Raw genomic sequence first — 22013 nt, forward strand, 5'->3', positions numbered from 1 at the left:
ACCTATGGCGCTTACAAAAGCTGAAATGTCAGAATATCTGTTTGATAAGCTTGGGCTTAGCAAACGGGATGCCAAAGAGCTGGTAGAGCTGTTTTTCGAAGAGATCCGTCGTGCTCTGGAAAATGGTGAGCAGGTAAAACTCTCCGGTTTTGGCAATTTTGATTTGCGAGACAAAAACCAACGTCCGGGCCGCAACCCGAAGACGGGGGAAGATATTCCCATTACAGCCCGCCGCGTGGTGACCTTCAGACCCGGCCAGAAGTTAAAAAGCCGTGTCGAAAACGCAACGCCTAAAGCAGAGTAATATGAACTAACTAAAAAGGCCGCCCATGCGGCCTTTTTTCTTTGCGCTCTTCGGCAAACCCGCCGTAAAATCAATTACATCTCACGCTACTAAAACCGTACACATGCTTGATTATGCCCATCACCAGCACCGTTCCGATCGGCGTCACCTGCTTTTGCTGGTGCTGCTGCTCATTGCCTCCGCGGGCGTGAGCCTCTGCGCGGGCGACAGATGGATTGGGCCTGAAAGCTGGTGGGGGCCTGACGGGCAGCTCTTCGTCTGGCAAATTCGCCTGCCGCGCACCGTCGCGGTGGTTCTGGTCGGTGCCGCGCTGGCGCTATGCGGCACCATAATGCAGGCGTTGTTTGATAACCCTCTGGCGGAGCCGGGGCTGCTCGGCGTGTCGAACGGAGCGGGCGTAGGCCTGATTGCGGCGGTAATGCTGGGAGGAGGAGAACTCTCGGGATGGCGTATTAGCCTGAGCGCTATTCTCGGTGCACTGCTGATCACAGCGATACTTCTTCGTTTCGCCAGACGGCACTTATCGACCAGCCGTCTGCTGCTTGCCGGCGTGGCGCTGGGGATCATCTGTAGCGCGTTGATGACCTGGGCGGTCTACTTCTCAACATCCTTTGACCTGCGACAGCTCATGTACTGGATGATGGGCGGTTTTGGCGGCGTTGACTGGCACCAGGGCTGGCTGATGGCGCTGCTGGTACCGGTCATCGTGTGGGCTGCCCTGCAGGCGCAGCCGCTGAATATGCTCGCGCTAGGTGAAACCTCTGCCCGCCAGCTCGGTATGCCGATTGGATTCTGGCGCAATGTGCTGGTAATAGCCATTGGCTGGCTGGTCGGCGTCAGCGTGGCTCTGGCGGGCGCGATCGGTTTTATCGGGCTGGTGATCCCGCACATGCTGCGTCTGTGTGGCCTCACGGACCACAGAACCCTGCTTCCGGCCTCGGCGGTTGCCGGGGCCGTTACGCTGCTGGTGGCCGACGTCATCGCCCGGCTTGCCCTGACGGCCGCAGAGCTGCCCATTGGTGTGGTGACCGCCACGCTGGGCGCGCCGGTATTTATCTGGCTACTATTAAAAGCTGGACGTTAAATCGACAACCTGAGGAAATGCTATGCAGTCAGATATCCTGAATACTGAAGTGACCACCATTGATGGCGATAAAACCACGCTGGAACGCTACAAAGGCAACGTGCTGCTTGTCGTCAACGTGGCATCCAAATGTGGCCTGACGCCGCAGTACGAGCAGCTGGAAAATATTCAGAAGGCCTGGGAGAAAGACGGTTTTACCGTGCTGGGATTCCCGTGCAACCAGTTCCTGGGCCAGGAGCCGGGCAGCGAAGAAGAGATTAAAACCTTCTGCAGCACCACCTATGGCGTGACGTTCCCGATGTTCAGCAAAATCGATGTCAATGGGGAAGACCGCCATCCGCTGTATGCGAAGCTGATCGCTGCCGCGCCGAAGGCCGTTGCGCCTGAAGGAAGCGGTTTTTATGAACGCATGGCCAGCAAAGGACGCGCGCCGCTTTACCCGGACGATATCCTGTGGAATTTTGAAAAATTCCTGATTGGTCGCGATGGCCAGGTCGTTCAGCGTTTTTCGCCCGATATGACCCCAGAAGATCCGATCGTCATGGAATCGATCAAGCTGGCGCTGGCGAAATAATGTCTTTGCTGATGCAGCTCATGGACGTTGCCGAGAGGGGACGTCTTGAGCCGATGACCGGCGCCGTCAATGCGGGAGAAATCCTGCATCTTGTCGGGCCGAACGGCGCAGGAAAGAGCACGCTGCTGGCACGGATGGCAGGCATGACTGACGGAGAAGGGCAGATAACGCTGCTTGAGCATACGCTCGCCGACTGGTCACCGGTCTCGCTGGCGCATCGGCGCAGTTACCTCGTGCAGCAGCAGGTGCCGCCCTTTGCGATGCCGGTCTGGCATTATCTGATGCTGCATTTGCACGACAAACAACATACAGCACTGCTGACTGACGTGGCCGCGGCCCTCGGGCTGGAAGATAAACTATCCCGGCACGCCAGCCAGCTTTCCGGCGGAGAGTGGCAGCGGGTGCGACTGGCGGCTGTCATCCTTCAGATCCACCCGGCAGGCAATCCTCACGGGCGGATGCTGCTTCTCGATGAACCCATGAGCGGTCTGGATGTGGCGCAGCAGGCAGCACTGGATACGCTTTTAAGCGCCCTGAGCCGACAAGGCATCGCCGTGGTGATGAGCAGTCATGACCTCAACCACACGCTGCGTCATGCCCACCGGGTGTGGCTACTGTCGCAGGGAAAGATGGTCGCCAGCGGTACTCGGGATCAGGTGCTTACGCCGCCCCATCTTGCCCGCGCATACAACATGTCGTTCCGAAGGCTGGATATAGAGGGACATAAGATGCTGATTTCTACCGGGCAAACGTAACCGTTTCTTGCCTCTTAGCACAATTGCACGCTAAATTACGAAAAGAACAAAAAGAGCAGAGGATTCGTCTGAAAATGCGATTCTGGTTTATCCTGATGGCCGCACTCTTTCTTGCGGGATGCAGTAGCCATCGTGCGCCGCCGCCTAACCCACGGCTTTCAGATTCGATCACCGTCATTGCCAGCCTCAACGACCAGCTGAGCAACTGGCGCGGTACGCCTTATCGCTACGGTGGCATGAGCCGCGGCGGCGTAGATTGCTCCGGCTTCGTTCTGATGACGTTTCGCGACAAGTTTGATTTACAGCTTCCTCGCGAAACGCGCAAGCAGGCCGAAATTGGTACTGAAATTGATAAAGACGATCTACTGCCCGGGGACCTGGTTTTCTTCAAAACCGGCTCGGGTGAAAGTGGTCTGCACGTGGGCATTTATGATACAGACAATCAGTTCATTCACGCCTCGACCAGCCGCGGCGTGATGCGTTCTTCTCTTGATAATGTTTACTGGCGTAAAAATTTCTGGCAGGCACGACGTATATAGTCTTTGTCAGAAACTTCTCTTATGGCGGCATGGTAACTAATAAATCATGCCGTTTTTTCTCAAATAAGATGCTTAAAGTTAAATTTATCTAAAATTATCGAATCCTGCATGTGTCTGTTTTATCTAAAACTGGCTATTATTTTGCAACCAGGATAAAATTATTTTAGATTCAGGGATAAATCTGAAAATAAATACGGAACTAATGAAATTATTCTTATTAAAATCAAGACAGTGGAATTGTGTCGGCAATTGCTCCAGGATGTCCTCTCTCATCTTTAATGCGGAGCGAGTGCAATGATTATTACGCTAGATAATGCTTACCAGTCTGAACTGCTGCTTCTGCCCGCCCGTAATAGCGCAGGGGAGCTTAAAGGTTTAGAGGTTCTGGTTAACTTTACTGGCGTCGGCAGCGATGTGAGGATCCCCACTGAACTCGTTATCCCTCGGCTTTCAGCAGCTGAAGAGTTAGTGCTTTTTAACGAAAAACTGCAATTGCTTGATACCTGTAAACTGTTTTTTATTCAGCATCAGTTAATTGCATGGATCAATATTACACCTGCAATAGTTGAATTTTTATTAAGTAATGGAAACGCTGTTTCAATTCTTGAGCGTTATCCGTTTCTTGAGTTTACTGTTAATGAGAATTATCCAGGTTTAAATAACGGCAAGGACGATCTGCAGCTGGCGAGAATGGCAATCCATTTCCCGTTGGTGCTGGCAAACTTTGGCGCAGGCGCCGCCTCGCTCAAAGCTGTCTATGATGGATTATTTAAACGGGTAATCCTAGATAAAGGATTCATTCAGCAGCGCGCACCGGAGCTCTCTTTTGAGCCTTTTATGCGCGCCATCCTCTGGCAAATCACACCGCATTGCCAGTCAGTGATCGTCTCGGGCATTGACGATCACAGCCTGTTGCAACGCGTGTTGTCCTTCAATTTTGGCGCCATGCAGGGCGCACTTTGGCCAGCCGTCTCTGCCGAGCACGTTACAACGCTGGTTCAGCAGCGATAACCCTTGCTTTCGCCCGTGTTTAAGTCCGGGTAAACCCTCTACACTAAAAGCAGGAGGACCTATGACCCTGTCTTTTACTGCTCAATGGCATGATGAGTTGCCCGGCTTTTACACCGCACTCAAACCAACACCGTTACAAAATTCACGCCTTATCTGGCATAACGATTTGCTGGCAGAAGAACTGGCCATTCCGCCTGAGCTGTTTCAGCGTTCAGAGGGCGCTGGCGTCTGGGGAGGTGAAACGTTACTCGCCGGAATGCAACCACTGGCGCAGGTTTATAGCGGACATCAGTTTGGCGTCTGGGCGGGTCAACTGGGCGACGGCAGGGGGATCCTGCTCGGTGAACAACTGCTTCCCAACGGAGAGACGGTTGACTGGCACCTGAAAGGCGCGGGCCTGACGCCCTATTCGCGAATGGGCGACGGGCGTGCGGTTCTGCGTTCAACGATCCGCGAATGCCTGGGCTCCGAAGCGATGCATGCCCTGGGGATCCCCACCACCCGCGCGCTGTCGATCGTTACCAGCGATACGCCGGTTGTGCGCGAAACCGTGGAAAAGGGCGCAATGCTGATGCGTATCGCGCAAAGCCATCTGCGCTTCGGTCATTTTGAGCACTTTTACTATCGTCGCGAGCCGGAAAAGGTGCGCCAGCTGGCAGACTTTGCCATTCGCCACCACTGGGCGCATCTGATGGACGAGGCGGATAAATACGTTCTCTGGTTCAGGGATGTGGTGGCCCGTACCGCAACCCTGATTGCCCGCTGGCAAACGGTAGGCTTTGCCCATGGCGTTATGAATACGGACAACATGTCGCTTCTCGGGTTGACCTTCGACTACGGCCCGTTTGGTTTCCTGGACGATTATCAGCCGGGGTATATCTGCAACCACTCCGACTATCAGGGGCGCTACAGTTTTGACAATCAGCCCGCGGTGGGCCTGTGGAACCTGCAGCGGCTTGCGCAAACCCTGTCGCCGTTTATCGACGTTGATGCCCTAAATGATGCGCTCGACAGCTATCAGGACATATTACTGCGGGAATATGGCACGCTGATGCGCAACAAGCTGGGGCTGGTGACGCAGGAGAGGGGCGATAACGACATCCTCAATGGCCTGTTTGCCCTGATGGCGCGCGAGGGCAGCGATTACACGCGCACCTTCCGGATGCTGGGGCAGACGGAGCAGCACAGCGCCGCCTCCCCGCTGCGCGATGAGTTTATTGACAGACAGGCGTTTGACGACTGGTTTGCATCGTACCGCGCGCGGCTGCAGCAGGAACAGGTAGATGATGCGACTCGCCAGACGCAGATGAACGCAACAAACCCCGCAATGGTGTTGCGCAACTGGCTGGCGCAGCGGGCGATTGAGCAGGCGGAGCAGGGCGAGTATGACGAGTTACACCGTCTGCACGTGGCGCTGCGCACGCCGTTTGCCGACCGGGATGATGATTACGTCAGCCGCCCGCCTGACTGGGGCAAGCGGCTGGAGGTCAGTTGCTCAAGCTAGATATTTTTTGCCGGGAAGCGGCTTCGCCTTACCCGGCCTGAACATCACTGCGCGACCCAGCCGCCATCCATATTCCACGCTGCACCGCGAACGTTAACGGCGCTGTCGCTGCACAAAAACAGCGCCAGTTCGCCCAGCTGCTCCGGGGTAACAAACTCGCCCGAAGGCTGTTTCTCCGCCAGAAGCTGTTCCCGAGCCTGCTCCGGCGGAATGCCGTCGGCGATACGCTTGTCGATTTGCTGTTGCACCAGCGGCGTCAGTACCCAGCCGGGGCAGATCGTATTGGCGGTAATGCCGGTGCGCGCGGTTTCCAGCGCCAGCGATTTCGTAAAGCCCACTACGCCATGCTTGGCAGCAACGTAGGCTGACTTCTCTTTTGACGCGACCAGCCCGTGAACGGAGGCGATATTAATGATGCGCCCCCAGTTTTTCTCGCGCATGGCGGGCAGCGCCAGCCGGCTGGTGTGAAATACCGAGGAGAGATTAATGGCGATAATGTCGTTCCATTTTTCTACCGGAAACGCGTCAACCGGCGCCACGTGCTGTATGCCCGCGTTGTTGACAAGAATGTCCACGCCGCCAAACTGCGATTCGGCATAGCGCATCATGGCTTCAATTTGCAGCACGTCACGCAGGTCCGCATCGTGATAGCCCGGCTTTTTGCCCAGGTGCGCAATAGCTTCTCTTGCTGAGTCGCTATCGCCGAAACCGTTGAGGATAAGCTGCGCCCCGGCCTTCGCCAGTACGCGGGCGATCCCAAGGCCAATGCCGCTGGTCGAGCCGGTGACCAGGGCGGTTTTACCGTTCAGATTCATCTTTCTCTCCTTACACAATGCCGGTCAGATAAAACACGGCAATGACAAAAAGCACTGCCAGACTTTTAATGATGGTGATAGCGAAAATGCCGCCGTAGGCCTGGCGATGGCTCAGGCCTGTAATAGCCAGCAGGGTAATCACCGCGCCGTTATGGGGAAGGGTATCCATCCCCCCGCTCGCCATTGAAGCCACGCGGTGCAACACCTCTAGCGGGATATTGGCGGCATGGGCGGCGGCAATAAACGTGTCGGACATAGCGGCGAGTGCAATACTCATCCCGCCGGACGCCGAGCCGGTGATCCCCGCGAGAACGGTCACGCTGATGGCTTCATTCAGCAGCGGATTCGGAATAGCCGCCAGCGCGTGGGATAACACCAGAAAACCGGGCAGGGCGGCGATAACCGCGCCGAAACCATACTCCGAGGCGGTATTCATCGCCGCCAGAATGGCGCCGCTCACCGCCGTCCGGCTGCCTTCAGCCAGGCGCCCCTGGATATTGCGAAAGCCAAAAATCAGCACCAGCAAAATACCGGCGATCAGCGCCGCTTCCACGGCCCAGATGGCGGTGATCTTGCCCACCTCGGTCACGATCGGTTTCGCCAGACCGGGCAGGGTCAGCTCGTGGGTCGTGCCGTACCAGACGGGGATCCAGCGGGTAAACAGCAGGTTCAGTATGCCCACCACCAGCAGCGGGGAGATAGCAATAAGCGGGTGAGGAAGGTTAATGTTGTCCGGCGTTTCGGGCTCATTTTTCAGATCCGTGCCGTAACCTTCTTTGTTATTGAACGCCTTACGACGCTGGCGCTCCAGCCAGAGCAGGCCAAAGACGATAATAAACAGAGAGCCGATAAGCCCCAGCCACGGGGCGGCCCAGGCGTTGGTACCAAAGAAGCTGGTGGGGATGATGTTTTGGATCTGCGGCGTACCGGGCAGGGCATCCATGGTAAACGAGAAGGCCCCCAGCGCCACGGTGGCCGGGATCAGCCGTTTAGGGATGCCGCTCTGGCGGAACAGCTCCGCGGCAAACGGGTAAACCGCAAACGCCACCACGAACAGCGACACGCCGCCGTAGGTTAACAGCGCACACACCAGGACAATTACCGGGATGGCGTGGCGACGGCCCAGGATCTGAATCGCGGTGGCGACGATGGATCGCGAGAAGCCGGAAAGCTCAATCAGTTTGCCAAACACCGCCCCCAGCAGGAACACCGGGAAGTAGAGCTTGACGAAGCCCACCATCTTTTCCATGAACAGGCCGGTAAAGGTTGGGCCGACGGCGCCCGGATCGGTCAGCAGTACGGCACCGAGCGCCGCAATTGGCGCAAACAAAATCACGCTATATCCGCGATAGGCCGCCAGCATCAGCAGCCCCAGCGCCGCCAGGGCAATTAACACGCTCATTACGACTCCTCACTTTAATTATTATTCGGGTACCAACGAGATGCTTAACGTTCAACGGTGAGGGCGATGCCTTGCCCGCCGCCTACGCACAGGGTGACGAGTCCTTTTTTAACGTCACGGCGCTGCATTTCGTACAGCAGCGTCACGAGGATGCGGCAGCCGGAGGCGCCAATCGGATGACCCAGGGCGATCGCGCCACCGTTAACGTTCACCTTTCGCTCATCCCAGCCGAGCTGCTTACCCACCGCCAGCGCCTGCGCGGCAAAGGCTTCATTGGCTTCAATGAGGTCCACGTCATCGAGCGTCCAGCCCGCTCGTGCCAGCGCGGTCTGGCAGGCGCTGACCGGACCGATGCCCATCACCGCCGGATCAACGCCCGTCACGGCGTAACTCACGATGCGGCCCAGGATCGGCAGTCCGCTCGCCCGTGCGTTTTCGCCGCTCATCAGCAGCACCGCAGCGGCACCGTCGTTGAGGGTGGAGGCATTTCCGGCCGTGACCGTGCCTTCCTCCTGCAAAAAGGCGGGGCGCAGCTGCGCAAGCTGCTCGGCGGTGGTGCCTGGCCGGGGCTGCTCGTCACGGCTGACAATAAGCGGAGGCTTTTTACCCTGTTTCACCGTCACCGGCGCAATCTCCGGGGCAAAACGACCCGCTTCGGCGGCGGAAGCCGCTTTCTGCTGCGACCGGGCAGCGAAGGCGTCCTGCTCTTCGCGTGAAACGCCAAACTGCCGGGCGACGTTTTCAGCGGTGATCCCCATGTGGTAATCGTTGAACGCATCCCACAGGCCGTCCGTAATCATGCTGTCCTGCAGGCCCGTATGGCCAAAACGCAGCCCTGAACGCGCGCCGTCCAGTAGATAGGGGGCGTTGCTCATGCTCTCCTGACCGCCTGCGATAATCGCGTCCGCGTCGCCGCAGCGGATCGCCTGCGCGGCGAGCTGAACCACTTTCAAGCCCGCGCCGCAGACCAGGTTGACCGTTGTCGCCGGCGTGCTGACGGGCAATCCGGCGGCGATGGCCGTCTGGCGCGCAGGGTTTTGTCCGCATCCCGCCGTCAGCACCTGGCCGAAAATCACCTCGTCTATCGTCTCTGCTGGAAGACCGCTGCTTTCAAGCAGACGATGAACCGCGACGGCTCCCAGCTCGGCCGCAGAGAGGGGCGCGAGCGATCCGCGAAAACTGCCAATGGGGGTTCGCGTGGCCCCGACAATCATGACCTCTTTCATGGTGAGTCCTCAGCTAAAGCGCATCTCGCGAACGTCGTCCGCCACAATCATTTTTCCGGCCGTCTTAGCCGCTATTTCGTCGATACTGACGCCGGGGGCGTATTCCCGCAGGATGAACGCGCCGTCCGCGATCTCGAGCAGCGCGAGGTCGGTTAAGACCCGGCGGATACAGCCCGCCCCCGTGAGCGGCAGCGTGCAGCGCGACAGTAGCTTTGACTCACCGCTTTTCGACGCGTGGGTCATCACCACAATGATGTTCTGCGCTCCGGCGACGAGATCCATCGCGCCGCCCATACCCTTCACCATCTTTCCGGGGATCATCCACGAGGCGATATTGCCTTCGACATCCACCTCAAACGCGCCCAGCACAGTCAGGTCAACATGGCCGCCACGGATCATGGCAAACGACTGGGCCGAGTCGAAAATGGCCGCGCCCGTCCGTGCGGTCACGGTCTGTTTACCGGCGTTGATCATGTCCGCATCAAGGCTCTGTTCGTCAGGAAACGCGCCCATCCCCAGCAGTCCGTTTTCCGACTGAAGCATCACGTCCATTCCTTGCGGAATGTAGTTCGCCACCAGGGTAGGAATACCGATCCCCAGGTTGACGTAATATCCGTCGCGCAGCTCGCGGGCGACGCGCATGGCCATCTGTTCACGGGTTAACATCGTCACACTCCTTCCGCGCGCAGGGTGCGCTGTTCAATACGTTTTTCAAACTGGCCGACAATCAGCCTGTCGACGTAAATGCCCGGGGTATGAATGGCCGACGGGGGCAGCTCGCCCGGGGGAACAATCTCTTCCACCTCGACGACCGTTATCCGGCCCGCCGTTGCCATCAGCGGATTAAAATTTTGCGCGGTATGCCGGTAGACGACGTTACCGTACCAGTCCGCTTTCCAGCCCTTGATCAGCGCGAAATCACCGGTAATGGCTTCTTCGAGGATGTAGTGCTTACCGGCAAACTGGCGCACGTCTTTGCCGGTAGCCACGGGCGTGCCGTAGCCTGTGGCCGTGTAAAATGCCGGGATACCCGCACCGCCCGCGCGCACCTTTTCCGCCAGCGTGCCCTGAGGCGTGAGTTCAATCTCCAGTTCGCCGCTCAGCACCTGCTGCTCGAACAGCGCGTTTTCGCCGACGTAAGAGGCCACCACTTTGCGAACCTGCCGCGTCTCAAGCAGAAGCCCGAGACCGAAGCCGTCCACGCCGCAGTTGTTTGATACCACCGTCAGATCTTTCACCTGACGGCGTCTGACCTCTGCAATCAGGTTCTCCGGAATACCGCACAGGCCGAAGCCGCCCGCCAGCAAAGTCATTCCGTCCGTCAGCCCATCCAGCGCCTGCGCATAGCTGTCGACGCGCTTATCCAGTCCCGCCATCGTCATTCCTCCTCTTAACCGTGGCGGTATCATTAGGGGCGGCGACTCATTTGTTAATTTTGAATTTGTGACCCACTCATTTGGTTTTTTTATTAATTTCCTGTTAACTAAATTTTTTCAATTAGTTAACAAGGTGAAAAATGAGAATGAGTGTCAAACAGTTACGCGCGTTTTTAGCGGTAGCTCACACTCTCAATTTCGCGCACGCCAGCGAACGACTGAATCTTTCCCAGCCGGCCCTGAGCCTGACGATTAAAGCGCTGGAGGACGCGCTCGGCGGACCGCTGCTGCAGCGGAGCACGCGCAAGGTCGCGCTGACGCAGGAGGGCGAGACGTTTTTGCCGATGGCGCGCCAGCTGCTTGCCGACTGGGATAACGTCGAAGAGGCGATGCACCAATGCTTTACCCTGCAGCGCGGTAAAATTTCGGTTGCGGCCATGCCGTCGTTTGCCGCGAACGTCCTGCCCGAGGTGCTGAAAGCGTTTCGCGATCGTCATGCCGGGATTAACGTCACCGTGCATGACGTTATCAACGAGCAGGTGATAGAGATGGTGCGGGAAGGGCGCGTGGAGATGGGCATCGCCTTTGAGCCCGCGCCCACGCACAACCTGCTGTTTACCCCGCTGGGTCTCGACCGCTTTGTTGCCATTGTGCCGAAAGATTCCTTGCTGGCGGGCAAGAAGCGCCTTACATGGGAAGCGCTGCTGACGCTGGATTTCATCACCCTGCAGCGCCCCTCGGCGGTACGTCTGATGATGGAGGAGGAGCTGGCGCGAAGCGGCAGAAAGCTGGACGTGGCGCTGGAGAGCCATCAGCTGGTTACGGTCGGGCGAATGGTCGCGTGCGGGCTGGGCGGCAGCGCCGTTCCGGCGCTCTGCGAGGCGCAGATGACGGCGCTGGGCGCGGTCTGTATTCCGCTGGATAACCCGCCGATTGAAAAGTGCATTGGGGCGATCCATCCCGGGCACACGCAGCTCTCAAAAGCGGCGCATGCCCTGCTGGAAACGCTGAAGGATTTTTATCAGCCGGGTCAGGCGGTGTGACCCGGCTGACCCGCATGCTTCAGAAGCGGGTATCTACTGCTGCAGCCAGCTTCTCCAGCAGCAGCTCGCTGTCTTCCCAGCTCAGGCACGGGTCGGTGATCGACTGGCCGTAAACCATCTGCTGTCCGGCAACGATTTTCTGCGTGCCTTCCTTGATGAAGCTCTCGGCCATAATCCCGGCAACGGCGGTCGAGCCGCTGCGGATCTGCTGGCAGATCTCATCGCAGACGTCCAGCTGGCGGCGATGCTGCTTCTGGCAGTTGCCGTGGCTGAAATCCACTACCAGATGTTCCGGCAGGTCGAATTCGGCCAGGGTTTCACAGGCCGCCGCAATATCTTGTGCATGGTAATTCGGTTTCTTCCCGCCGCGCATAATGATGTGCCCGTAAGGGTTACCGCTGGTCTGGTAGATGGTCATATGACCGCTTTTATCCGGCGACAGGAACATATGGCTGGCACGGGCCGCGCGGATGGCATCAACCGCAATACGGGTGTTGCCATCGGTCCCGTTTTTAAAGCCGACCGGGCAGGAGAGGGCGGAGGCCATCTCGCGGTGGATTTGGCTTTCGGTGGTGCGTGCGCCAATTGCGCCCCAGCTGATCAGATCGGCGATAAACTGCCCGGTCACCATATCGAGAAACTCGGTCGCCGTCGGCACGCCCAGCTCGTTGACCTGCAAAAGCAGCTTCCGCGCCAGCTCGATGCCGTGGTTCACGCGATAGCTGCCGTTGAGGTCAGGATCGGAGATCAGCCCTTTCCAGCCCACCACGGTCCGCGGTTTTTCAAAGTAGGTGCGCATAACAATCTCAAGGCGGTGCTGATACTTATCCCGCAGGCCCTGAAGCCGTTTTGCATAATCCATCGCGGCATCCAGGTCGTGGATGGAGCAGGGACCAATCACCACCAGAAGACGCTTGTCTTCACCATTGAGGATTTTTTCAATGCGGCGGCGGGAGGCCGTCACGTGTTCCGCAACGGCAGCGGAAACAGGATGCCGCTGGGCCAGTTCAGCCGGCGTAACCAGGCTGTCAATGCGCGCAGTGCGGAGTTCATCGGTTTTATTCATGGAATGTCTCAGAAAATTTTTGCTTCATCGGCAGACTACCGGGAAGTGATGGGCATCACCTTAAACCAATCCCTGCTGATTTCAAGTTCGGGGCGACACCGCCCCGTGGTTGCCGATGATGATACCTGAATCTGAGTTAATGTACTAGCATATTAGTACATGCGGCGGTTTAGCCCCATGATGTCGAGAATTTTGGTGGCAATTTCTTCCACCGAATAGTTGGTGCTGTTCAGCCATGGGATCTGATTTTTGCGGTACAGGGCTTCCACTTCGGAGACCTCCATCCGGCACTGGCGCATGGAGGCGTAGCGGCTGTTCTCGCGGCGCTCTTCGCGGATAGCGGCAAGGCGCTCCGGATTAATGGTCAGCCCGAACAGCTTGTGCTGCAGCGGCTTGAGGGCAGCGGGCAGCACCAGGTTATCCATATCGTCAGCGATAAACGGGTAGTTGGCGGCGCGAATGCCGAACTGCATCGCCAGGTAGAGACTCGTCGGGGTTTTGCCGCAGCGCGACACGCCAAGCAGGATCACCTGCGCCTGGTCGAGATTGCGCAGCGAGATACCGTCGTCGTGCGCGAGGGTGTAATCGATGGCGGCGATACGCGCGTCGTACTTGGTCAGGTTGCCGGGGTTCAGCCCGTGGGTACGGTGGGCGATAGGGGTCGGGTCGAGCTTCAGCTCGCTTTGCAGCGGAGCCACCAGCGCCTGCACAATATCCTGGCAGAAGCCTTCACTCTGTAGAATGATGGAGCGAATCTCGTGGATAACGATGGAGTAGAACACCAGCGGGCGGACGCCGGTCTGCTGGTAAATGGCGTCGATCTGGTCCTTCACCGCTTTGGCGCGGCTCTCATTTTCGACAAACGGCAGCGTAATGCTGTTGATCGATACGGGAAACTGCGACATCACCGCGTGGCCCAGCACCTCGGCGGTGATCGCCGTACCATCAGAAATATAAAAAACGTGACGATCGACAGCACTATCCATTTTACCCACCCTGAATATCAGACGTAATTGTCTGAAAGCATAAATTAAAAAAGTAATTTACACAGCAAAGAACTTATCCTAATTATGAGTGAAACACTGTTTTTGATTTTCCTGAAAAGTGGATTTCATTCTTCAAATAGCGACTTTATTTTTGGGGTTTCTGGCTGAATATAGAGGAATCATCGGGTTAATCGTTGATGGGAAAGTATCCGAAAAGTTGAAATTTTAAATTGCTTACACGATTCACCGTTTTTTTAGCGGAAATAAATATGCCAGTATAAAAACGTAGTCAGGTGTTACTTACTCCGATCAAATATCACAAAAGGATTGTTTCGATGTCCAACAATGGCTCGTCACCGCTGGTGCTTTGGTATAACCAACTCGGCATGAATGATGTAGACAGAGTTGGGGGCAAAAATGCCTCCCTGGGTGAAATGATTACAAACCTCTCGGGTATGGGTGTCTCCGTACCGAACGGGTTTGCCACCACCGCCGATGCCTTTAACCTGTTTTTAGACCAGAGCGGTGTTAACCAGCGCATTTACGACCTGCTGGATAAAACGGATATTGATGACGTCACCGAGCTTGCCAAAGCCGGGGCGCAGATCCGCCAGTGGATCATCGACACACCTTTCCAGCCGGAACTGGAAAAAGCCATTCACGACGCGTACAACCAGCTCTCCGCTGACGATGCGCAGGCCTCCTTTGCCGTACGTTCCTCTGCGACCGCAGAAGATATGCCGGACGCCTCATTTGCCGGGCAGCAGGAAACCTTCCTGAACGTCCAGGGTTACGATGCGGTGCTGGTGGCGGTGAAGCACGTGTTTGCTTCCCTGTTCAACGACCGTGCCATCTCCTATCGCGTGCATCAGGGCTACGACCATCGCGGCGTGGCGCTCTCCGCTGGCGTACAGCGCATGGTGCGCTCGGACGTGGGCTCATCCGGCGTGATGTTCTCCATTGATACCGAATCCGGCTTCGACCAGGTGGTGTTTATCACCTCCGCGTGGGGTCTGGGTGAGATGGTCGTGCAGGGTGCGGTAAACCCTGACGAATTCTATGTTCATAAGCCTACGCTGGCCGCTGGCCGTCCGGCGGTAGTACGCCGCACCATGGGTTCAAAGAAAATCCGCATGATTTATGCCCCGACGCAGGAACATGGCAAGCAGGTTAAAATTGAAGACGTACCGCAGGAACAGCGCGACCGCTTCTCCCTGACCGACGCTGAAGTTCAGGAGCTGGCGAAGCAGGCGGTGCAGATTGAAAAACACTACGGCCGTCCGATGGACATCGAATGGGCGAAAGACGGTAACACCGGCAAGCTGTTTATCGTGCAGGCGCGTCCGGAAACCGTTCGCTCTCGCGGTCAGGTGATGGAGCGTTATACGCTGCACGCCCAGGGCAAAATCGTGGCGGAAGGCCGTGCTATCGGTCACCGCATCGGTGCCGGTCCGGTTAAAGTGATCCACGACATCAGCGAGATGAACCGTATTGAGCCAGGCGACGTGCTGGTGACCGACATGACCGATCCGGACTGGGAACCGATCATGAAGAAAGCGGCGGCTATCGTTACCAACCGCGGCGGTCGTACCTGTCACGCGGCGATCATTGCCCGCGAGCTGGGTATTCCTGCGGTTGTCGGCTGCGGTGATGCCACCGAGCGCATGAAGGACGGCCAGAACGTGACCGTTTCCTGTGCCGAAGGCGATACCGGCTACGTGTATGCCGATATCCTCGACTTCAGCGTGAAGAGCTCCAGCGTGGACACTATGCCGGACCTGCCGCTGAAGATCATGATGAACGTCGGCAACCCGGACCGCGCGTTCGACTTCGCCTGCCTGCCGAACGAAGGTGTAGGCCTGGCGCGCCTGGAATTTATCATCAACCGTATGATCGGCGTCCACCCGCGTGCGCTGCTGGAGTTTGACGACCAGGATCCGAAGCTGCAGAACGAAATCCGCGAGATGATGAAAGGCTACGACTCGCCGAAAGAGTTCTACGTCGGCCGTCTGACCGAAGGGATCGCGACGCTCGGCGCCGCTTTCTATCCGAAACGCGTGATTGTGCGTCTGTCTGACTTTAAGTCTAACGAATACGCCAACCTGGTAGGCGGCGAGCGTTACGAGCCGGAAGAAGAGAACCCGATGCTGGGCTTCCGCGGGGCCGGACGCTACGTGTCCGACAGCTTCCGCGACTGTTTCGCGCTGGAGTGCGAGGCGGTGAAGCGCGTGCGCAACGACATGGGGCTGACCAACGTCGAAATCATGATCCCGTTTGTGCGTACCGTCGATCAGGCGAAAGCCGTTGTTGACGAGCTGGCGCGTCAGGGTCTGAAGCGCGGCGAGAACGGGCTGAAGATCATCATGATGTGCGAAATCCCGTCCAACGCCCTGTTGGCCGAGCAGTTCCTGGAACATTTCGACGGCTTCTCTATCGGCTCGAACGACATGACGCAGCTGACGCTGGGTCTGGACCGTGACTCCGGCGTGGTCTCCGAGCTGTTCGACGAGCGCAACGAGGCGGTGAAAGCGCTGCTTTCTATGTCCATCCGCGCGGCGAAGAAGCAGGGCAAATACGTCGGGATTTGCGGTCAGGGTCCATCCGACCATGAAGACTTTGCCGCCTGGCTGATGGAAGAGGGGATCGATAGCCTGTCCCTGAACCCGGATACGGTGGTGCAAACCTGGCTGAGCCTGGCGGAACTGAACAAGTAACGCCACGCTGACCCGAAAAGGCGAGGATATTATTCCTCGCCTTTTTTATTTCATTTCTTATTTGCTCCCCATCACAAATAAAGTAAAAAACCAAATATCATAATTTGCCTGTTAATTTAGACAATTGTTAGCGCGCAACGCGTTGCTAATACTTGAGCCTTACTGCGCATTTCCCTTCAGATGATGCGCAACTGGTTGAAATACGTTTTAACCTGATAAAAAGGCAAATAACAATGACACTCTCCTCTGTATTGCGTACCAAAGATAAAATAGGTTATGGCTTAGGTGATATGGCCAGCGCGCTGGTCTGGCAAACGGCAACGTTATTTCTCGCTTATTTTTATACAGACGTTTTTGGGCTTCCCGCCGCGATTATGGGCACCATGTTTTTAGTGGTGCGCGTGGTCGATGCGTTTGTCGACCCGTGCATTGGCGCGCTGGTTGACCGCACACAGACGCGTCACGGACGTTTCCGTCCCTGGCTGCTGTGGTTTGCGATCCCGTTTGGCGTGAGCTGCCTGATCACCTTCTATGTGCCGGACGTTGGTCCAACGGCAAAAATCGTCTATGCCTGCGTGACCTACGCAATTTTAAGCCTGATTTACTCCGCGATTAACGTGCCTTACTGCGCCATGCCCGGCGCGCTGACGCTGGACCCGCGCGAGCGTCATTCTCTGCAGTCGTGGCGTTTTGGCCTGTCGTTTATCGGCGGGTTGATTGTGACGGTTATTGCCCTGCCGCTGGTCTCATTGTTAGGCCAGGGCAACGTGCAGAAAGGCTATTTCTATGCCATGAGTCTGATGGGCCTGCTGGGAATCGTTCTGTTCTTCTGCTGTTTCCTGATGACCCGCGAGCGTTATTCGCCGCGCAATGATACCTCCGGCTCGATGCTCACCGATTTAAAACTGCTGGCCGAGAACAGCCAGTGGCGTATTGTGTTCCTGTTTAATATTTTGCTGTTAACGGCGGTGGTGACGCGCGGGTCCGCCACGATGTATTACGTGAACTATGTGCTGTTGCGCCCGGATCTGGTTTTTGCCTTTATTGTTTCCGGCATGGTGGCCTCCCTAAGCGGCGCATTATTATCTGAACGGCTGCTGGGAAAATTTGACCGCGTGCGCGCCTATCAGTGGACGATAATTTCCTTCGTGATTTTTGGTGCGCTGATTTTCTTCCTGCCGCCTTCGCAGGTGTGGCTGATCTTTGGCCTCAACATCGTCTTTAGCTTTATTCAAAACCTCACCACGCCGCTGCAGTGGACCATGTTCTCCGATGTGGTCGACTACGAGGAGCATCGCAGCGGTCGCCGCCTGGACGGGCTGGTCTTCTCCACCGCGCTGTTTGCCATCAAATTTGGCCTGGCGCTGGGCGGCGCGGTCGTCGGCTGGGTGCTTGGCATGGTGGATTACGCCCCGGGACATGCAACCCAGGCTCCAGGCGTTCTCTCGACCATCAACGCGCTGTTCACCCTCATCCCTTGCGCGCTGTTCCTCTGCATGGTCGCGCTGCTGGCCATCTACAAGCTTAACAGCCGGCTGGTGGATTCCATCGCCCGTGAGCTAGCCAGCAAACGTGAAGTCAGACCCGAAGCGGGGCAGCTCAGCCCGGCAACCCCTTCCGCACTACAGGAGTAAAACATGACAGCTATCTATAAGGACGCGGGACGTCCCGTGCACGAGCGCGTCGCCGATTTACTGGCGCGTATGACCCCGGAAGAGAAGTTCGCCCAGATGCACGCGTACTGGCTGATCCTCGATGAAAACGGTAACCACCGCGAGCGCAGCGATCTCAGCGATGAATTCGCCGGCGTGAGCGAGCAGGCAGCGCTAGGCGAACGGTTAAAGCTGGGCGTCGGGCAGATCACCCGTCCGCTCGGTACCCATATCGTTGACGCGAAAACCGGCGTGCGCGCCGCGAACCGCCTGCAGCGGATGATGATGGAGGAGACGCGCCTCGGCATTCCGGCCTTGTTCCATGAAGAGTGCCTGGTGGGGCTGCTGTGCAAAGACGCTACGCTGTTCCCGTCGTCGCTGAACTACGGCTCCACCTGGGATCCTGAACTGGTACAGCGCGCGGCGGAGCAGATCGGTAAAGAGGCGCGATCCGTCGGCTGTCAGCAGGGGCTGGCGCCGGTGCTGGACGTTTCCCGCGACGTGCGCTGGGGGCGAACCGAAGAGACCTTCGGGGAAGATCCGTGGCTGGTGGGCGTGATGGCGACCGCCTACGTGAAAGGCTTACAGGGCGATAAGCGCGACCTGCTGGCGACGCTCAAGCACTACGTGGGCCACTCGTTCAGCGAAGGGGCGCGCAACCACGCGCCGGTACATCTGGGGTTCAGCGAGCTGAACGACACCTTCCTGCTGCCGTTTGAAATGGCGGTGAAGCTGGCCAATGCCGGGTCGGTGATGCCCGCCTATCACGATATCGACAATCAGCCGGGGCACAGCGACAGCTTCCTGCTGACTACCGTCCTGCGCGAACAGTGGGGATTCGACGGGATTATTGTCGCGGACTACGGCGGCATCAGCCTGCTGCACCAGCATCACGGGATTTCCCACGATGCGGCGGAATCCGCCGCGCTGGCGTACAACGCGGGGCTGGACGTTGAGCTGCCGAAAGACGACTGTGCGCGGCATCTGGCAGACGCCGTTGAGCGCGGGCTGATCTCTATGGCGAAAGTGGATGAGATCGTGGCGCGCGTGCTGACGGAAAAATTCCGTCTGGGGCTATTTGAAAACCCGTACGCGGATGAGAACGGTATCGATCTGCAAAACGACAAGACCCGCCAGATCGCGCGGGAGGTGGCGACGAAATCGCTCACGCTGCTGGAAAACAACGGTATTTTACCGCTCGGCGGTAAGCCCCGCGTGGCGGTGGTGGGGCCGACGGCAGACGATCCGCTGGCGTTACTCAGCGGCTACAGCTTCCCGGTACATCTGATCATCAGCGATATGGTGGAAGAGACCTCGCAGGTCACGACCCCGCGCGCGGCGCTGGAACAGTATCTCGGTGCATCGAACGTCCGCTATGCCAAAGGGTGCCACATCATCGAGAAACGGATGGCGGGTGCGCCGGTCTTCCCGGGCGACAGCGGCGGCAAGCCGATGCAGCAGTCGCCGGTGTCGCAGAGTACCGCCCTGATCCCCGAGGCCGTGGACGCGGCGCAGGAGAGTGACGTGGTGGTGGCCTGCGTGGGCGATCTTGCCGGGCTGTTCCAGAGCGGCACCGTGGGGGAAGGTTCCGATACCGATTCCCTGAACCTGCCGGGCGTGCAGCAACAGCTGCTGGAAGCGCTGGTGGCGACGGGCAAACCGGTGGTTGTCGTGATGACCGGCGGGCGCCCGTACAACCTTCAGGGGCTGGAGGATAAGGTCGCGGCGCTGCTGTTGGCGTGGGCGCCGGGGCAGGAAGGGGGCTGGGCGATTGCGGACGTGCTAACGGGACGCGCAGAGCCGCAGGGCCGTCTGGTGGTGAGCGTGCCGAAAAGCGCCGGGGCCATGCCGTATTACTACAATCACAAGCTCAAAAGCGGCGGCACGCCGTTTGCTTTCCACTTCGGTTCACGTTATCCGTTTGGCTTCGGCCTCGGCTGGACGACCTTTAGATGGGGCGCAGCCCGCCTCGCCGAAAGCAGCGTGCCGGTTGACGGCGAGGTGACGCTGAGCGTAGATATCGCCAATACCGGAGAGCGCAGCGGCAGCGAGGTGGTGCAGGTTTACGTCAGGGATAAGGTCGCCACCCAGGTACGACCTCTTCAGGAGCTGAAAGCCTTCCAGCGCGTCACGCTCTCGCCGGGCGAATCCGCCACGCTCAGCTTTACACTACCGGTAGAGATGTTCAACTTTACCCGCCGGGACGGGAAGCGCATCGTTGAGCCGGGCGAGTTTGAACTGCAGGTTGGCGCATCGTCGGCGGATATCCGCGAGGCGGTGACGGTCAATGTGACCGGGGAAACGCGGGTGCTGCCAGCGGAGTGGCGGATGCTCAGTACCTGTGAGGTTAAGCGCGCGTAGTCAGGATAAAAAAAAGCCCATCGTGGGAGATGGGCAAAGACTACACACAGCAATTCGTTGTTTCACTCAGGGGATTTCCATGCTTATAAATCAAGGTGTTGATTTATAACCGTGTGCTAATAGTAGGCATGTCATCTTTGAGCGTCGATCGGATTCGTCTCAATAGTTAAAGAGACGTAAAGATTTCTTGAGGTTAAGAGCAGAATGAGTGCGTGAATAGCGGGTCTGACCAGTGTGCAACGAATAAATACTTTAGCAGCGTTAAAGTATTGTGAGGGAGAATGTAGGCCGGGTGCGCGTTAGCGCCACCCGGCAAAAAACTTAATGGGTGTTTTTCTCTTCCAGCTCTTCCAGTTCGCTCAGAATCACGTCCGGGTCGGTTCCCGGCGGCGGAATTTCATGCACCCAGGCGGAGAACAGACGCCATGTGACGGCGAGCAGCACCGGGCCAATAAACAGGCCGATCATGCCAAAGGCAATCAGTCCGCCAATGACTCCGGAGAGGATCAGGATCAGCGGCAGGTCTGCACCCATGCGGATGAGGATCGGACGAATGACGTTATCCATGGTGCCGACCACGCAGCTCCAGACCAGCAGCACCGTTCCCCACGTGGTATCACCCGTCCAGTAGAGCCAGATAATACTAGGGACCAGCACCAGCAGCGGTCCCAGTTGCGCAAGACAGGTCATCAGCATGACAACGGTGAACACGGTGGCGTACGGTACGCCGGAAATCGCCAGACCAATACCGCCCAGCACCGCCTGTACCAGCGCGGTCACCACCACGCCCAGCGCAACCGCGCGCACGGCCTGCGCAGCCAGCAGTACCGCAGCGTCACCGCGTTTGCCCGCCAGGCGGGTGGCGAAGTGACGAACGCCTAAAGCCACCTGCTCGCCGCGCCAGTAGAGCAGGGCGCTGAAGAGCAGCATCAGGGTACAGTGCATCATAAATCGGCCGATATGCGCCGCCTGACCCACAAACCAGGTGGTAGTGGTGCCAATATACGGGCGGACTTTTGCCATTAGCGCGCTGCCGCCCATCTCCAGCAGGCTATGCCAGCCGCTGTAGAGCTTAGCGCCCACCACCGGAATGCTGTTCAGCCAGGCGAGATCCGGCAGCGTCAGGTCACCGCTGCTAATGGCGCGAATAACGGGGCCACTGGAATCCACCAGGCTATTGACCAGCAGGGCAATCGGAATAATAAACAGCAGGAACAGCAGGAGCGTCATGACCAGCACGGCTAACCCGCGGCGGCCAAACAGCAGCTTCTGCAAGCGCAGCAGCAAAGGCCACGTGGCAACGACAACGGTCGCAGCCCACGCGAAGCCGAGAATAAAGGGTTGAACAATCCACAGACACGCAATAATCATGAGGGCAAGAAACAGCACCGACAGCAAAATTTGCGCAACATCCCTGGGCTGGCGAAGATTGACCATAAATGAAACTTTCCTTAAAAGAACGCCAGTACAACTGGCGGGAACGGAAAACCGCGTCTCTTTAATCATTAATGATCTCAGCGGTTTTTGACAGGCGGATTTTGCCTGTAATTCAGCAGAGATTATAAGAAAAAAATGTGATAAAACTTTTAAGATACACGCAA

General features: G+C 57.6%; 19 protein-coding genes and 1 other RNA gene. 11 read left to right on the forward strand and 9 right to left on the reverse strand.

The genetic code is table 11. The annotated features are described in order from the left end of the window. Positions 1-4 precede the first annotated feature (4 nt). The 7 genes from ihfA (at position 5) to selO (ending at position 5771) form a co-directional block, all read left to right on the forward strand. Positions 5-304: an integration host factor subunit alpha gene (gene ihfA / locus F0319_RS08985; protein ID WP_003857805.1), complete on the forward strand. Its 300-nt coding sequence runs from the start codon at positions 5-7 to the stop codon at positions 302-304. Between the two features lie 103 nt (positions 305-407). Then, positions 408-1388 carry a vitamin B12 ABC transporter permease BtuC gene (btuC, locus tag F0319_RS08990; RefSeq protein ID WP_111965766.1) on the forward strand — a complete coding sequence of 327 codons (981 nt, stop codon included), beginning with the start codon at positions 408-410 and terminating at the stop codon, positions 1386-1388. A 22-nt stretch (positions 1389-1410) separates the two neighbouring features. Beyond that, on the forward strand, positions 1411-1962 hold the full coding sequence (locus tag F0319_RS08995) for a glutathione peroxidase (protein WP_149366722.1): 552 nt from the start codon (positions 1411-1413) through the stop codon (positions 1960-1962). Next, positions 1962-2717: a vitamin B12 ABC transporter ATP-binding protein BtuD gene (gene btuD, locus F0319_RS09000; protein ID WP_127730480.1), complete on the forward strand. Its 756-nt coding sequence runs from the start codon at positions 1962-1964 to the stop codon at positions 2715-2717. The genes F0319_RS08995 and btuD overlap by 1 nt, the downstream gene beginning before the upstream one ends. A 74-nt stretch (positions 2718-2791) precedes the next feature. Then, positions 2792-3256, forward strand: coding sequence for a C40 family peptidase (locus tag F0319_RS09005; protein WP_111965616.1), 465 nt, complete (start codon positions 2792-2794; stop codon positions 3254-3256). Positions 3257-3550: 294 nt separating this feature from the next. After that, positions 3551-4267 (forward strand): EAL domain-containing protein, encoded by a 717-nt coding sequence (locus tag F0319_RS09010; protein ID WP_111965617.1) that lies wholly within the window; start codon positions 3551-3553, stop codon positions 4265-4267. A 61-nt stretch (positions 4268-4328) separates the two neighbouring features. Next, positions 4329-5771 (forward strand): protein adenylyltransferase SelO, encoded by a 1443-nt coding sequence (gene selO / locus F0319_RS09015; RefSeq protein ID WP_149366723.1) that lies wholly within the window; start codon positions 4329-4331, stop codon positions 5769-5771. 44 nt (positions 5772-5815) lie between these two features. On the opposite strand, the gene F0319_RS09020 is transcribed toward selO, so the two are convergent. From F0319_RS09020 to F0319_RS09040, 5 genes are read right to left on the reverse strand one after another with little or no spacing between them, the layout of a single operon-like run. After that, positions 5816-6586 carry a 3-hydroxybutyrate dehydrogenase gene (locus F0319_RS09020; protein ID WP_136194717.1) on the reverse strand — a complete coding sequence of 257 codons (771 nt, stop codon included), beginning with the start codon at positions 6584-6586 and terminating at the stop codon, positions 5816-5818. Positions 6587-6596: 10 nt separating this feature from the next. Beyond that, positions 6597-7988, reverse strand: coding sequence for a GntP family permease (locus F0319_RS09025; protein ID WP_149366724.1), 1392 nt, complete (start codon positions 7986-7988; stop codon positions 6597-6599). 44 nt (positions 7989-8032) lie between these two features. Continuing rightward, on the reverse strand, positions 8033-9214 hold the full coding sequence (locus tag F0319_RS09030; protein ID WP_149366725.1) for an acetyl-CoA C-acetyltransferase: 1182 nt from the start codon (positions 9212-9214) through the stop codon (positions 8033-8035). 9 nt (positions 9215-9223) lie between these two features. After that, positions 9224-9880, reverse strand: a complete 657-nt coding sequence (locus tag F0319_RS09035) for a CoA transferase subunit B (protein WP_149366726.1) — start codon at positions 9878-9880, stop codon at positions 9224-9226. Positions 9881-9882: 2 nt separating this feature from the next. Continuing rightward, a complete protein-coding gene (locus F0319_RS09040) occupies positions 9883-10590 on the reverse strand; it encodes a CoA transferase subunit A (RefSeq protein ID WP_115874835.1) in 708 nt (235 codons plus the stop codon). A gap of 140 nt (positions 10591-10730) precedes the next feature. On the opposite strand from F0319_RS09040, the gene F0319_RS09045 reads away from it, so the two are divergent. After that, positions 10731-11633, forward strand: a complete 903-nt coding sequence (locus F0319_RS09045; RefSeq protein ID WP_188035094.1) for a LysR family transcriptional regulator — start codon at positions 10731-10733, stop codon at positions 11631-11633. A gap of 19 nt (positions 11634-11652) precedes the next feature. Here the strand turns inward: F0319_RS09045 and aroH are convergent, their stop codons facing one another. Continuing rightward, on the reverse strand, positions 11653-12699 hold the full coding sequence (gene aroH / locus F0319_RS09050) for a 3-deoxy-7-phosphoheptulonate synthase AroH (RefSeq protein WP_008500645.1): 1047 nt from the start codon (positions 12697-12699) through the stop codon (positions 11653-11655). 152 nt (positions 12700-12851) lie between these two features. After that, on the reverse strand, positions 12852-13685 hold the full coding sequence (gene ppsR, locus F0319_RS09055; RefSeq protein ID WP_149366728.1) for a posphoenolpyruvate synthetase regulatory kinase/phosphorylase PpsR: 834 nt from the start codon (positions 13683-13685) through the stop codon (positions 12852-12854). Positions 13686-14020: 335 nt separating this feature from the next. Here ppsR and ppsA point away from each other — a divergent pair, with 335 nt between their 5' ends. The 3 genes from ppsA to F0319_RS09070 all read left to right on the forward strand — a co-directional run bounded on the left by ppsA (position 14021) and on the right by F0319_RS09070 (position 20412). Beyond that, positions 14021-16399: a phosphoenolpyruvate synthase gene (ppsA, locus tag F0319_RS09060; RefSeq protein ID WP_023311316.1), complete on the forward strand. Its 2379-nt coding sequence runs from the start codon at positions 14021-14023 to the stop codon at positions 16397-16399. Between the two features lie 233 nt (positions 16400-16632). Next, the gene (locus F0319_RS09065; RefSeq protein WP_149366729.1) at positions 16633-18033 is read left to right on the forward strand and encodes an MFS transporter; all 1401 of its coding nucleotides are present in this window, start codon (positions 16633-16635) and stop codon (positions 18031-18033) included. A 3-nt stretch (positions 18034-18036) separates the two neighbouring features. After that, complete coding sequence (locus F0319_RS09070; RefSeq protein WP_149366730.1) at positions 18037-20412, forward strand: glycoside hydrolase family 3 N-terminal domain-containing protein; 2376 nt, start codon at positions 18037-18039, stop codon at positions 20410-20412. A gap of 5 nt (positions 20413-20417) precedes the next feature. Here the strand turns inward: F0319_RS09070 and rprA are convergent. Together rprA and ydiK are read right to left on the reverse strand one after the other, a co-directional pair. After that, positions 20418-20525, reverse strand: an RNA gene (gene rprA / locus F0319_RS09075) — antisense sRNA RprA. A 208-nt stretch (positions 20526-20733) separates the two neighbouring features. Then, the gene (gene ydiK / locus F0319_RS09080; protein ID WP_045910283.1) at positions 20734-21849 is read right to left on the reverse strand and encodes an AI-2E family transporter YdiK; all 1116 of its coding nucleotides are present in this window, start codon (positions 21847-21849) and stop codon (positions 20734-20736) included. Positions 21850-22013 lie beyond the last annotated feature (164 nt).

It is taken from the genome of Enterobacter vonholyi, from assembly GCF_008364555.1.
Classification (GTDB): domain Bacteria; phylum Pseudomonadota; class Gammaproteobacteria; order Enterobacterales; family Enterobacteriaceae; genus Enterobacter; species Enterobacter vonholyi.